The organism is Agromyces sp. GL_144 (assembly GCF_057834305.1).
In genome coordinates, this window is the sequence record NZ_CM174399.1 from 1,803,455 (window position 1) to 1,816,975 (window position 13,521).

Below are 13,521 nucleotides of genomic sequence, written 5' to 3' on the forward strand. Positions count from 1 at the left end.
TTCGTCGGCTCGGCGGCGACCCGCGTTCACGGCGTGCCGCCCGGTGCGGCGGGCGGGGCCGGGGCGCCGGGGTACCCGCCGCTCGAACCCAGCGCACCGCGTGCTCGGATCGCGTCGGCCCTGGCGAGGTACAGCGGCGCGCCGTCGCCGTACGCTCGCGACTCCTTCGTGTGGACATCGCCGGCGGCCGCCGTGGACGACGCGATGACGCGTCCCGGAACCCGGGCGATCAACGTGCCCACGTCGGCCGCCGACGCAGCCGTCTGTGCCGACAGCCACGTCTGCGCCTGGGCGACGCCGGCGGCGGCGAATCCCCGACGCTCGGTCGCGTGGAAGCGCTCGTGGCGAGTGGTGAGGTCGCTGGCCCAGAATCGCCTGCGCGGTGGCTTCCCGCCGTCCACGCCCATGTTCGGCGTGAGGTCGCTCGCGACCTGCGCGAAGTTCGCGTGGGTGATGGCTGCCGAGGCATCAGAGGTGATGTCCGGCTTCGGAGAGGCGACGTTGAAGGTGATCGGATTCGCGACGGTGAAGCTCGTGGTGAAGGCGCCCGCCGATGGCGTGATCGTGATCCCGGTGATGCTGAAGGCAGCCCAGTCCGTCGCGCCGAACGGCGACACCACCCCGGCCTGGGTCACGGTGCCCGCATAGGCCGCGGTGGCGGCGATCGTGTCCTGCTCCGGCACGATGAGGGCGGCCGGGACGACCAGGTCGGGCAGCATGACGGGCTGGTCTGGCGCGGCGCCGGCCGGCATCCTGACCTGCGGCGCGAGCGCTGCATCGACGGCCGCCGGGTCCACCTCCTCGGCGGTCGTTTCGTCTGCCGCGTCGCGATCGGACGGGGCTGGGCGATCCCGGGCCTCGACCGGCTCCCGCACCGGCTCCGTCAGTGGCGCCCGGGGGATTGCGACCGAGACCGTCGATCGGATCACCTCGGAGTGCTGCGTCGGACCATCGCCCTCGACGGCGCCATGATCGGGTCCGTCGACCTCGACGCCCGCGGGCAGGCCGAGGTGCTGTGACACCGCCGAGTTGCCGGCATCGCGCTGGAGCCGCTGCAGGTCGTTCATCGCCGGGGCGGAGCGGCCCGAGACGGGCGGCGCCGTGTGCACCGGGTCGTTTCGCTTCCGGTGGTTCTGGAGATCGTAGGACATCGAGCCCCCTGACATCGTCGTTCCCTGAGATCGTATGCCGGGCCCGACGGATCGCGCTGCCCCAACGGGCAGCGCGTGGGTCATGCTCGAAACGATCGGCGTCCGCCGAAGGGTGCGGACCGCCCTGCCGCCCGACCCTGGGCGGGTCGGGAAGGCCGAGGCGCCGTAGGCTGGTGGGCATGAAGATCGCGCGCTTCTCACACGGTGAGTCCATCTCGTTCGGCGTCCTCGACGAGGAGGAGGGCGAACTGGTCGTGCTGAAGGCCGACCCGATGTACGCGGGCTACGAGCCCACGGGTCAGCGCGTCGCGCTCGCCGATGCGACGCTGCTCGCCCCCGTGATCCCGCGCTCGAAGGTCGTCGCGGTCGGCAAGAACTACCGCGACCACGCGGCCGAGATGGGCGGCGAGGCGCCGACCGAGCCGCTGCTGTTCCTGAAGCCGAACACCTCGGTCATCGGCACGGCCGACATCATCGTGCTTCCGCCGCAGAGCGAGCAGGTCGAGCACGAGGGCGAGGTCGCGGTCGTCATCGGCCGGGTCGCGAAGAACGTCGCAGAGGCCGATGCCGCGGGCGTGATCTTCGGCTACACGATCGCCAACGACGTCACGGCCCGCGACCTGCAGCGCCGCGACGGGCAGTGGTCGCGAGCCAAGGGCTTCGACACGTTCTGCCCGCTCGGCCCGGTCATCGACACCGACCTCGACCTCGACCACGGCACGATCGAGACGCGCGTGAACGGCGAGGTGCGCCAGCAGGGCGAGCTCGCCGACATGGTGCACTCGATCCCGGCCATCATCGCCTACGCGTCGAGCGTGTTCACGCTGCTGCCCGGCGACGTGATCCTCACCGGCACTCCGGCCGGCGTCGGACCGCTCGTCGACGGCGACGTCGTCGAGGTCGAGGTCTCGGGCCTCGGCACCCTGACGAACACCGCGCGTCGCATGTAGCGCGGCCGTCAGCGCAGGGTGGTCGCCTTCGCGCCGGCCTCTCGGCGCAGCGCGCCGACCGCGAGCTCGACATCCTCCTCGTCGTTCCAGACGTGGAACGCCACGCGGGCACGCCCCGCCCGGCCGGAGGCCGTGATGCCGGCGGCCGTGAGCGCGCCGAGGTCGCATCCGTCGGCGTCGGTCCACGTCACGATGGCGCTGTCGGATGCCGCGAGCCCGAGCTGCTGCCGGAAGGCGTTCGCGAGTCCGACGTCATGCCGTCGCACGGCCTCCAGATCGAGCGAGGCCGCGAGTCCGAGGGCGGCCTCGGCCCCGACCCACGCATGCCAGGCCGGAGAGACGTCGAAGCGCGTGGCATCCGGCGCCAGGTGCAGGCCCGGCCCGTAGCAGGAGGCCCACGGGTCGGCGCCCGAGTACCAGCCGGCGGTGATCGGCGAGAGTTCGGCGACCGCCCGATCCGAGAAGGCGGCGAACGCGGCGCCGCGCGGCGCGCCGAGCCACTTGTAGGCGTGGCAGACGAGCAGGTCGGCCTCGAGGTCGTCGGTCGGCATCCAGCCGGTCGCCTGCGTGGTGTCGAGCAGGAGGAGTGCTCCGGCGTCGCGCGCGGCCGTGGCGATGGCCGAGGCATCCGCGATCTCGCCGGTGGCCGACTGCACGAGCGAGGCCGAGACGAGCCAGGTGTCGCGGCGCACCTCGGAGGCGAGCGCGTCGAGCGGCACATGACGCACGCGCAGGTCGCCGCGGGCCATGAACGGCGCGACGATCGAGGAGAAGTCGCCGTCGACGCAGAGCATCTCGGCGCCGGCCGGTGCGGATGCCGCGGCGAGCGCCGTGAACACCGATGCCTGGGAACCGGTCGCGACCTGGGAGGGACTTGCGCCGAGCAGGGTCGCGGCGTGCCCGCGTGCGCGCTCGAGCGAGGCGGAGTAGTCGGCGGCGGTCGCGGTTCCGGTCGCCCACGCGTCGAGGTCGCGTCGGACCGCCTCGCGGGTGACGTCGGCCGGCAGGCCGAGCGTGCAGGCGGCGAGGTAGCCACGGCCGGCCGAATATCTGGAGCGTTCCGGGTGCATGCTTCCAGCCTCCGCGGGATCAGTACATTGCACAACAGGCACTATGTGATCGAATGCATGCGCACGCGTTATGATTCGGGCATGTCCGACGCCTCGATCGAAGCCTTCGCCGACGCCCTCGACCTGCAGACCGTCCGGGTCGTCGGGCGCATCCGCGAGCACGGCTCGCTCACCGCGGCCGCCGCCTCGCTGGGCTACAGCCAGCCCGCCGTGAGCCAGCAGTTGCGGCGCTTCGAGCAGCGCACGGGCATCGCCCTCGTCGAACGGGCCGGACGCGGCATCCGCCTGACCGAGTCGGGCCGGGTGCTGGCACGGCACGCGAACGCCGTCGCGACCACGCTCGAAGCGGCAGCCGGGGAGCTCTCCGAGATCCGAGGTCTCCGGGCCGGGCGCGTTCGCCTCGCGGCGTTCCCGTCGGCGTCGGCCACGCTCGTGCCCAAGCTCATCGCGGGCCTCGCGGCGCGGCATCCGGGGGTCACCGTGACCTACGTCGAGGCCGAGCCTCCCGAGGCCGTCGCGGCCGTGCGCGCCGATCGAGCCGACCTCGCCATCACCTTCAGCTATCCGGGCGACCGCGACGACCCGCACACCGAGAGCGCCAGGGGCCTCGACGTGCGCTCGATCGGCGCCGAGCGCATCCGGCTCGTGCTGCCGCAGGCGCACACGGCCGCGGCATCCGACGTCGTCGACCTCGCCGACCTCGCGGGCGAAGCGTGGATCGCCGGGTGCCCCCGCTGCCGCGGCCACCTGCTCGAGTTGACGACGAAGGCCGGGTTCCGCCCGCGCATCGGCTTCGAGACCGATAACTTCGTCGCCGTCGAGTCGATGGTCGCGCAGGGGCTCGGCGTGGCGCTGCTGCCCGACCTCGCCCTGGCGGCCTCGCCGCGGCATCCGGGCGTCGTCACACGGCCGACCACGGGCGCCGACGTGCGCTCGCTGCACCTCGTCACGGCGCGCGGGGGAGCGCGGGTGCCCGCGGTGGCCGCGGCCGTGGCCGTGCTGGAGGAACTCGCGCCGCGATAGCCGCGGGCCCCTCGGTACGATTGACGGGATGTCTGACACCACGCACCCCACGACCACGGCCACCGGCAGCGACGTCCGCGTCCGCTTCTGCCCGTCGCCCACCGGCACGCCGCACGTCGGCCTCGTCCGCACGGCCCTCTTCAACTGGGCGTACGCCCGTCACACGGGCGGCACGTTCGTCTTCCGCATCGAAGACACCGACGCCGCGCGCGACAGCGAAGAGAGCTTCGAGCAGATCATCGACGCGCTCACCTGGCTCGGACTCGACTGGGACGAGGGCGTGCACAAGGGCGGCCCGAGCGAGCCCTACCGGCAGTCGCAGCGCGGCGACATCTACCAAGACGTCATCGCCAGGCTGAAGTCCGCCGGGCACCTCTACGAGTCGTTCTCGACCGCTGAAGAGATCGATGCCCGCAACGCGGCGAACGGCCGCCCGAAGCAGCTCGGCTACGACAACTACGACCGCGACCTCACCGACGAGCAGAAGGCCGCCTTCCGCGCCGAGGGCCGCGAGCCCGCCCTGCGCCTGCGCGTGCCCGAGGTCGACCTCGGCTTCGACGACCTCGTGCGCGGCCGCATCGACTTCCCGGTCGGCTCGACCATCGACTTCGTGCTCGTGCGCCCCAACGGCGCGCCGCTGTACACGCTCGTGAACCCGGTCGACGACGCCCTCATGGGCATCACGCACGTGCTCCGCGGCGAAGACATCCTGAGCTCCACGCCGCGTCAGATCGCGCTCTACCACGCGCTCATCGACATCGGCGTGACCACGTTCGTGCCGCGCTTCGGCCACCTGCCCTACGTCATGGGCGAGGGCAACAAGAAGCTCAGCAAGCGCGACCCCGAGTCGAACCTGTTCCACCACCGCGACCGCGGGTTCATCCCCGAGGGGCTCGTCAACTACCTCGCGCTGCTCGGCTGGGGCTTCTCGGCCGACCGCGACGTGTTCAGTCGCGACGAATTCGTCGCCGCGTTCGACGTGGCGAACGTCAACCCGAACCCGGCCCGCTTCGACCAGAAGAAGGCCGAGTCGATCAACGGCGACCACATCCGCCTGCTCGAGCCGGCAGACTTCGCGGCGCGCACCGTGCCCTACCTCGAGGCGGCCGGGGTGCTCACGGCGCCGTTGACCCCCGCTCACGAGGCGATCCTCGCCGAGGCCGCGCCGCTCGTCCAGGAGCGCATCGGGCTGCTCGGCGAAGCACCGGGCATGCTCGGCTTCCTGTTCACCGATGCCGCGGGGCTGGCCTACGACGACGACGCCCTCAAGGGGCTGCCCGCCGACACCGCGGCCGTGCTCGCGGCGTCGCGCGACGCCCTCGACCGGCTTCCCGCCGAGGAATGGACGCACGACCAGATCGAGCAGGCGCTGCGTGCCGCCCTCATCGACGGGCTCGGCCTGAAGCCGCGCATCGCCTTCGGGCCCGTGCGCACGGCGATCTCGGGCCGTCGCGTCTCGCCGCCGCTGTTCGAGTCCATGCAGATCCTCGGCAAGATCGACTCGCTCGAGCGCATCGACAAGCTGGCGGCGCAGGTCGGCTGAGCCTCGACGACGGATGCCACGGCCTCGCGCCGCGGCATCCGTCGTCGTTCGTCGGCTCGGCCGACTCGCGGCGGCCGAGTGAGCCGGCCTCGGTTTGGACCAGCCCCGTCGATACGCTAGAGTCGTATGTCGGCGCGGAACTCCGGTTTCGAGCCATTGGGGTATGGTGTAATTGGCAACACGGCGGTTTCTGGTTCCGTTGTTCTTGGTTCGAGTCCAGGTACCCCAGCAGTGAAAGACCCCCGCTTCGGCGGGGGTTTTCGCGTTTCTCGGTCGGTTCTCGGCCGGCGCGCGGGGCAAGGCGGGGCGAACGCGAGCGAACACGACGAGCGTGCGCCGCGCGCACCCCCGGTCTCGCCGTGTTCGCTCGCGTTCGGTCGCACCGCACCGCAGGCGGCGTCGAGCACGCGACCGCTTCCGGCGCCACGAGCACGCTTGACGTACTACGGCACACGTACTACGTTCATGAACGCATCGTTCGATGCGAACGAGCGGAGGTCGTGATGATCAGTGCCGACGCGATCCGCGGGTACGTGGATCTCATGGTGCTGTCGCTGTTGCGACAACACCCCTCCTACGCATACGAGCTCGCCAAGCAGATCCATGTCGTCACCGGCGCCGAATACGCGATCAAGCAGACCACGTTGTACTCGGCGGTCAAGCGCCTCGAAGGGGCGAATCTCGTGACCTCGTACGCCGGCGCGTCGGAGTCCGGCAAACCACGCACCTATTACCGAATCACGGCCGAGGGTGTCGCCCACCTCGCACTGAAGGTCGCCGAATGGCACGACACGAAGTCCGTCGTCGATCGTTTCATCGAAGGAGTCGAAGCATGAACGTCATCACCGCGTACCTCGAGACGATGTTCGGCGCATATCCACCGACCCCGCGCATGCTCGAGGCCAAGGCCGAACTGCACGCGATGATGGAAGACGCGTACAGCGAATCCATCGCGCGCGGCCTCTCGGAGAACGAGGCGGTCGGTCGGGTGATCACCGAGTTCGGCAATCTCGACGAACTGGCTCCCCAACTCGGCATCACCACCGAGATCGCACCGGTCGACGGGCACGTCGGCGAAGTCCCGCCGTCCAGGGAGGCGGTCGGCTCGCTCTCCGCAGCGCCGGTCACGCAGGAGGAGGCCGAGCAGTATGCGGCGGCACGACGCCGCACCGACCCCCGACTCGCGCTCGCGACGGCGATGTTCGTCGTCGCTCCGGCACCGCTGATCGCGCTCTCGACGCTCAGCGCAGGGGGCGTGATCGGCATCGGCCAGCAGCTCAGCGCATTCATCGGGTTGGGCTGTCTGATGGTCGTGGTCGTCATCGGCGTGCTCGTCATCATTCGGCGTTCCGGAGAACTCGCTCCATTCGCACGTCTGACCAACGGCGAGTTCACCCGATCACCCGGCATCGACCGGTGGGCCGGGCAACTCGCGGCCGACGTCGCGTCGAAGCGCACGACCGCGCAGCAGATCGCCATCGGACTCTGGATCCTGGCCGCCGTTCCGGTGCTCGCCATGAGCCTGTTGGCACCCCCGGCGATCGCCAACGCATGGATCGGCGTCGCCGTCGCCGCCATGCTCGTGATGGTCGCCGTCGGACTGTTCGTCTTCATCGGGAGCGGTTGGGCCGAGTCGGCGGCTGAGACGCTCACGAAGTCCGGACGTGCTGCGGCCCGTCTTGCGGATGCCGAGGCTGAACGGCACAGCATCGTCGGGGTCGTGGCAGCCTTCTACTGGCCCCTCGTGGTCGCGATCTTCCTCGCGTGGAGCCTCATCGGCGACGCATGGGACCGATCATGGATCATCTGGCCGATCGCCGCGGTGCTCTTCGGTGCGATCGCCGGCGGCCTCAGCGCAGTGGAACGCCGCCGGGCTGTCCTGCAGTAGTCGCGGCGACCCGAGCCGTCGACCTGGAACGGGGTTCACCGCCGATCGCGGCGCGTCGATCCCTCGGTACTGGACACGGACCTCCGGCTGGGGTTCCATTGGTAGCGACCAGTCCGTCCGCCCTACCGGACGAACGGTCGAGGGCTTGTGGGGGTGGGCCGGAATGGAACGCAACAAACGCAACCGGGACTTCGTCGAGGTCCGGACGCCGATCGGCGTGCTCGGCGGGTTCCTGGGGCTCATCGTGGCGAGCGCGATGGCCGCAGCGCTGATCGTCGTCGGGGTGACTCCGGCGCTCGCGACCGTCGGCATGGCGGCATCCGGGACGATCGACCTGTTCGAGCGGCTCCCGGGCTACCTCAAGATCGGCGAGCTCTCGCAGAAGAGCAACATCTACGCGACCGCGGCCGACGGCTCGCCCCTGCTGCTCGCCTCCTTCTACGACCAGAACCGCGTCGAGGTCGGGTGGGACCAGATCAGCGACTACGTGAAGGACGCGACCGTGGCCGGCGAGGACCCGCGGTTCTACGACCACGGCGGCGTCGACCTGCAGGGCACCCTCAGGGCGGCCCTCACGACGGCCGCCGGCCGCGAGACGCAGGGCGGCTCGTCGATCGCGCAGCAGTACGTGAAGAACGTGCGCGTGCAGCAGTGCGAGCGCGACGCCGACAGGGTCGCGCTCGAGGACCTGACCGAAGACGAGGTCGCGGCCCTGACCGGCGACGAGCGATTCGCCCTCGTCGAGGACGCCCGCCTGGACTGCTACGACTCGGCGACCGAGACGAGCATCGACCGCAAGCTCAAGGAGATGCGCCTCGCGATCGGCGTCGAGAAGCGCTACTCCAAGAACGACATCCTGCTCGGCTACCTCAACATCGCGGGCTTCGGCGGCACGGTCTACGGCATCGAGGCGGCGGCGAACTACTACTTCGACACGACGGCGGCGAAGCTCACGCTGCCGCAGGCCGCATCGCTCGTCGCCATCGTGAACAACCCGGTCAAGTTCCAGCTCGACAAGCCCGAGAGCACGACCAACGGCGCCGAGAACGGCTACGCCGCGAACGAGACCAGGCGCAACTACCTGCTCCGCCAGATGATGATCGAGAAGAAGATCACCCCCGAGCAGTACCAGGCCGCGATCGAGACCCCGGTCGAACCCGTGATCAAGGAACCCAGCACCGGATGCCAGACCGCCGGCGGCTCGGCGTACTTCTGCGACTACGTCAAGCACATCCTGCAGAACGATCCCACGTTCGGCGACGATGACGACGAGCGCATGCTGAACTTCCGCCGGGGCGGGTATCAGGTGTACACGACGCTGGATCTCGACCTCCAGTACTGGGCCGAACGCGCCCTCACCGAGAACGTGCCGTCGACGTATCCAGGGTGGGACGTGGGCGGCGTCATCTCGAGCGTGCAGGTGGGCACCGGGCGCGTGCTCGCGATGGCGCAGAACAAGGTCTACAGCCAGGACCCGAAGGTCGTGAACGGCAATCCGGGCTACTCGGGCATCAACTACAACACCGACTACGACTACGGCGGCTCGAGCGGCTTCCAGCCCGGGTCCTCGTACAAGGTCTTCACGCTCGCCGAGTGGCTCGCCGAGGGGCACGGGCTCAACGAGCGCGTGAACTCGAGCCGCAAGAGCAACTGGGGCGCCTTCAACGACAGCTGCCTCGGCACCCAGTACGCCGATGCGGGATGGAACCCGCGCAACGACGCCAACGAGGCGGGCGGGGGGTACAGCGCGCTCGAATCGACCATCGGGTCGATCAACACGGGATTCCTCGGCATGGCCAAGCTCATCGATCAATGCGGCATCGCGAACAAGGCGCGGGCGTTCGGCGTGCATCGGGCCGACGGCGATCCGCTCGTGCAGTATCCGTCCGCCGTGCTCGGCACCAACGAGGTGGCGCCGCTCAGCATGGCGGTCGCGTTCGCGGGCATCGCGAACGACGGCGTCGCATGCACGCCCATCGCGATCGACCGCATCGTCGGCCCCGACGGCGAGGAGATCCCGCCGCCGAAGTCGGAGTGCGCGGCGGCCGTGACGCCAGAGGTCGCCGGTGCGATGCACTACGCCATGACGCGGGTGATGTCCTCCGGCACTGGACAGTCGTCGAGCGGTGCGATGGATCCGTGGGTGCCCGTCATCGGCAAGACCGGAACGACCGACGGCGCGAAGGACACCTGGATGGTCGGGGCGACGACCACGGTCGCGACGGTCGCCGCCGTGGTGAGCGTGAACGGGGATGCGAACCAGCGCGCCATATCCTTCGACTCGGGCGAGGCGGCGACCGCACGCCACCGCATGTGGCCGATGGTGATGTCGGCCGCCGCCGCGAAGTACGGCGGGGGAGAGTTCTCGATGGCCGGTCCTGGGCCGGTCGCGCCGTTGACGTCCCCGACGCCGTTCAACGATGTCCCGCTGGCGCCCGTCGTGCCGCCCCCGCCCCCGCCGCCCGCACCGGCGCCCGCACCGGCGCCGGCTCCATCGCCCGGCGGTGGCGGTGACGACGGCGACGACCTCGGCCAACGAGGCGACCGCACCCTCGAGCCCCGCGACGACGACGGCCGCGACGGCAGTCCGAATCAGGGCGGCGATCCACCGGGTCAGGGAGGCGACGGGCCGAACCAGTCCGAGTAGCGTCGGCCGGCTCGGCCGGCTCGGAGGCCGGAGCGATCAGAAGTCGAGCGTGTCGCCCGGTTCGAGGGCGAGGTACTCGCCGCCGCCCTGCTCGACGGCCCACGCGAGCCTGGCGTTCGAGAGCGCCTTGCCCGCCTGGGAGAGCAGCATCTCGTGCGTCGGGAACGCCCGGCGCGGCGCGACGGCGATCACGTAGTCCATCGCCTCGGAGATCTTCATCCACGGCGCGCTCGCCGGTGCGGCGAGCACGTCGACGTCGACCCCGACGGGCACGGTGAACGCATCGCCCGCGTAGTAGAGCGCGTCGTCGACCAGCACGCCGACGTTGTCGATGAGGGGGATCGACGAGTGGATCTCGGCGTGGCGCCCGCCGAAGAATCGCAGCCGGAACGGGCCGACCTCGATCTCGTCGCCGGCCGCCACGATCTCGACGTCGAACCCGGATGCCGCGGCGGCGACGCCCGCAGGGCCGAAGATGCGTGCCTCGGGGCTCGCCTCGAGGATGCGCGTGAGCTGCTCGGGCGTCCAGTGGTCGGCGTGCTCGTGCGTGATCACGATCGCGAGGGCGCCCTGGCCGTCGGTGATCGGCGTCGTGAAGGAGCCGGGGTCGATGAAGAGCCGATCGCCGGAGTGGTCGACGACGAGTGCGGCGTGTTCGAGCTTGGTGAGGCGCATGCTCCGAGCCAACACCCGCGGGCCCGCGCGATGCAACCCTCGGCGGATGCCAGAATCGCTGCATGACCGCCACCCCCAAGCGACTGCTCGTCGCCGTGAATCCTTCGGCCTCGTTCGGGCGGCACCGCGACGTCGGCGCGACCACGACGAGTCGCCTGATCGCCGCCGGGCACGACGTGGCGATGCTGCAGGAGCCGAACTTCGAACTCCTCCGACGCGAGACCGAGCATGCGTTCGCGCGGGGCGTCGACGGCCTCGTGGTGGTCGGCGGCGACGGCATGGTCTCCCTCGCGGTCAACATCGTCGCGGGCACCGGGGTGCCGTTCGGAGTGGTGCCCGCCGGCACGGGCAACGACCTCGCTCGCGGCCTCGGGCTGCCCCACGACGATCCGGCTGCCGGCGTCGACGCCCTCGTCGCCGCGATCGACCGGGAGCCGAGGGTCATCGACGCGGGCGTGATCCGCCGCGAGGCATCCGCTCCGGTCTGGTTCGCCGGCATCGTCTCGGCCGGGTTCGACGCACTGGTGAACGAGCGCGCGAACCGCATGACCCGGCCGAAGGGGCCGAGCCGGTACACGATCGCGCTCGTGCGGGAGCTCGCGACCTTCCGGCCGCGCCGGTACGTGATGACGATCGACGGCGTGCGGCGAGAGCAGGGCGCGATGCTCGTCTCGGTCGCGAACAACTCCTCGCTCGGCGGCGGCATGACGCTCGTGCCGCACGCGGACCTCTCCGACGGGCTGCTCGACGTGTTCATCGTGCATCCGCTGTCACGGGCGCGGCTCGTGGCCGTCTTCCCGAAGGTGTTCAAGGGCGAGCACACCGAGCACCCGCGGGTGGAGTTCGTCCAGGCGAGGCGCGTCACCCTCGACGCGCCCGACGTCGTCGCCTACGCCGACGGCGAGCGGGTCGGTGCGCTGCCGATCGAGGTCGAGATCGTCCCCGGCGCGCTCCGCGTCTTCGTGTGAGCCGAGCGGATGCCACGACTGAAGGCGCACCGAGCGGATGCCTCGACGCGGCGTTCCGGGCTCGGCGCGGGCTCGATGCCGGCCCGATTTGGAGGGCGCGGCGAACGTGTGTCATACTCTTCAAGTTGTCAGTTCGGCCCCATCGTTTAGCGGCCTAGGACACCGCCCTCTCACGGCGGCAGCGCGGGTTCAAATCCCGCTGGGGTCACGTATCCATGTGACATCCTGACAACACCCGGAATGCCCTCGCTTCGGCGGGGGCATTCGGCGTTTCGGGGCCGTCTCGTCTGCGCCGCATCCCGCGACCTCTTGCGGGCTGGAGGACGCCGGCTGGGGTGCCTCCGTCCCCGAAACAGTCGCAGGAGTCGATGGTCGGGTCTCGACCTGTGACCGTGACCCGATAGACTCCCGGGAGCGAAGGGGAGTATCCCGCAGGGCGTCCGCGTCCTGAGCCACGATCGTCAGTACGAGCGCCGAAGTCGCCGCTCCGGGCGTGGCGGCGCACCCGAGGGTGCGACCGGGAGAGACTTTCGGGTCCTTCTGTACCCATTTTCTCCCGAAAGGCCGCACGTGCTGCAGCTTCCCCTCTGGTTCGAAGCCGGATCCCTCGTGGTCCTCACGCTCATCCTGATCGCCGACCTCCTGCTCGTCCTCAAGCGGCCGCATGTGCCGTCGTTCCGCGAGTCCACGCTGTGGGTCGTCTTCTACGTCACGCTCGCGCTCATCTTCGCGCTGCTCATGTTCCTGCTCGGCGACGCCGAGCACGCGGGGCAGTTCATCGCGGGCTGGCTGACCGAGTACAGCCTCTCGATCGACAACCTCTTCGTCTTCGTCATCATCATGGCGAGGTTCGCCGTGCCGAAGAAGCTCCAGCAGGAGGTGCTCATGGTGGGCATCATCCTCGCGCTGATCTTCCGCGGCATCTTCATCCTGCTCGGCGCGCAGCTCATCGAGAACTTCAGCTGGATCTTCTACATCTTCGGCGCCTGGCTCGTCTACACGGCGTACCAGCAGGCCTTCGTCGAGCACGACGACGACAAGGACAACTTCCTCGTGCGCGTCCTGCGCAAGCGGGTCAAGATCTCCGACGACTACGACGGCATCAAGATCCGCACGGTGGTCGGCGGGCACCGCATGTTCACGCCGATCCTGTTCGTCTTCATCGCGATCGGCACGACCGACGTGCTCTTCGCCCTCGACTCCATCCCGGCGATCTTCGGCATCACCCAGAGCCCGTTCATCGTGTTCACCGCGAACGTGTTCGCGCTCATGGGCCTGCGCCAGCTCTACTTCCTGCTCGGCGGCCTGCTCGAGCGCCTCGAGTACCTCAAGTACGGCATCGCGTTCATCCTCGCCTTCATCGGCGTGAAGCTCGTGCTGCACGCGATGCACGTCAACGAACTGCCGTTCATCAACGGCGGCGAGCACATCGAGTGGGCCCCCGAGATCTCCACCTGGATGTCGCTCGGCGTCATCGTCGCGGCCATGGCGGTGGCCACGGTCGCGAGCGTCATCAAGGCGAACGTCGACGCCAAGCAGCGCGGCCACAAGCTCATGGACGAGGTGCCGCACTTCACCGATGACGAGCGCCGCTGACCTCGCCCTG

General features: G+C 70.0%; 11 protein-coding genes and 2 tRNA genes. 10 read left to right on the top strand and 3 right to left on the bottom strand.

Features of this window, described 5'->3' with window-relative positions; genetic code table 11:
* Positions 1 to 26: 26 nt before the first annotated feature.
* Positions 27 to 1,151 carry a hypothetical protein gene (locus tag AC3IPY_RS08120; RefSeq protein ID WP_489187914.1) on the bottom strand — a complete coding sequence of 375 codons (1,125 nt, stop codon included), beginning with the start codon at positions 1,149 to 1,151 and terminating at the stop codon, positions 27 to 29.
* Between the two features lie 179 nt (positions 1,152 to 1,330).
* Here AC3IPY_RS08120 and AC3IPY_RS08125 point away from each other — a divergent pair, with 179 nt between their 5' ends.
* Positions 1,331 to 2,101: a fumarylacetoacetate hydrolase family protein gene (locus tag AC3IPY_RS08125; RefSeq protein WP_489187916.1), complete on the top strand. Its 771-nt coding sequence runs from the start codon at positions 1,331 to 1,333 to the stop codon at positions 2,099 to 2,101.
* An 8-nt stretch (positions 2,102 to 2,109) separates the two neighbouring features.
* Here the strand turns inward: AC3IPY_RS08125 and AC3IPY_RS08130 are convergent, their stop codons facing one another.
* Complete coding sequence (locus AC3IPY_RS08130; protein WP_489187918.1) at positions 2,110 to 3,171, bottom strand: aminotransferase class V-fold PLP-dependent enzyme; 1,062 nt, start codon at positions 3,169 to 3,171, stop codon at positions 2,110 to 2,112.
* 81 nt (positions 3,172 to 3,252) lie between these two features.
* On the opposite strand from AC3IPY_RS08130, the gene AC3IPY_RS08135 reads away from it, so the two are divergent.
* From AC3IPY_RS08135 to AC3IPY_RS08160, 6 genes are all read left to right on the top strand, one after another.
* Positions 3,253 to 4,194, top strand: a complete 942-nt coding sequence (locus AC3IPY_RS08135; RefSeq protein ID WP_489187920.1) for a LysR family transcriptional regulator — start codon at positions 3,253 to 3,255, stop codon at positions 4,192 to 4,194.
* A 28-nt stretch (positions 4,195 to 4,222) separates the two neighbouring features.
* Entirely contained in the window at positions 4,223 to 5,737 is a 1,515-nt protein-coding gene (gene gltX / locus AC3IPY_RS08140; RefSeq protein ID WP_489187921.1) for a glutamate--tRNA ligase, read from the top strand.
* Between the two features lie 157 nt (positions 5,738 to 5,894).
* Positions 5,895 to 5,966: transfer RNA gene (locus tag AC3IPY_RS08145), tRNA-Gln, on the top strand.
* A gap of 274 nt (positions 5,967 to 6,240) precedes the next feature.
* A complete protein-coding gene (locus tag AC3IPY_RS08150) occupies positions 6,241 to 6,573 on the top strand; it encodes a PadR family transcriptional regulator (protein WP_489187922.1) in 333 nt (110 codons plus the stop codon).
* A complete protein-coding gene (locus AC3IPY_RS08155; RefSeq protein ID WP_489187923.1) occupies positions 6,519 to 7,625 on the top strand; it encodes a permease prefix domain 1-containing protein in 1,107 nt (368 codons plus the stop codon). Before AC3IPY_RS08150 ends, AC3IPY_RS08155 begins: the two co-directional genes overlap by 55 nt.
* Positions 7,626 to 7,788: 163 nt before the next feature.
* Positions 7,789 to 10,272: a transglycosylase domain-containing protein gene (locus AC3IPY_RS08160; protein WP_489187924.1), complete on the top strand. Its 2,484-nt coding sequence runs from the start codon at positions 7,789 to 7,791 to the stop codon at positions 10,270 to 10,272.
* 36 nt (positions 10,273 to 10,308) lie between these two features.
* Here AC3IPY_RS08160 and AC3IPY_RS08165 read toward each other — a convergent pair whose 3' ends face one another.
* Positions 10,309 to 10,947 carry an MBL fold metallo-hydrolase gene (locus AC3IPY_RS08165; protein WP_489187926.1) on the bottom strand — a complete coding sequence of 213 codons (639 nt, stop codon included), beginning with the start codon at positions 10,945 to 10,947 and terminating at the stop codon, positions 10,309 to 10,311.
* A gap of 62 nt (positions 10,948 to 11,009) precedes the next feature.
* On the opposite strand from AC3IPY_RS08165, the gene AC3IPY_RS08170 reads away from it, so the two are divergent.
* From AC3IPY_RS08170 to AC3IPY_RS08180, 3 genes are all read left to right on the top strand, one after another.
* Positions 11,010 to 11,915 carry a YegS/Rv2252/BmrU family lipid kinase gene (locus tag AC3IPY_RS08170; protein WP_489187927.1) on the top strand — a complete coding sequence of 302 codons (906 nt, stop codon included), beginning with the start codon at positions 11,010 to 11,012 and terminating at the stop codon, positions 11,913 to 11,915.
* A 135-nt stretch (positions 11,916 to 12,050) separates the two neighbouring features.
* A tRNA-Glu gene (locus AC3IPY_RS08175) sits at positions 12,051 to 12,123 on the top strand.
* 365 nt (positions 12,124 to 12,488) lie between these two features.
* Positions 12,489 to 13,511 (top strand): TerC/Alx family metal homeostasis membrane protein, encoded by a 1,023-nt coding sequence (locus AC3IPY_RS08180; protein ID WP_489188284.1) that lies wholly within the window; start codon positions 12,489 to 12,491, stop codon positions 13,509 to 13,511.
* Positions 13,512 to 13,521 lie beyond the last annotated feature (10 nt).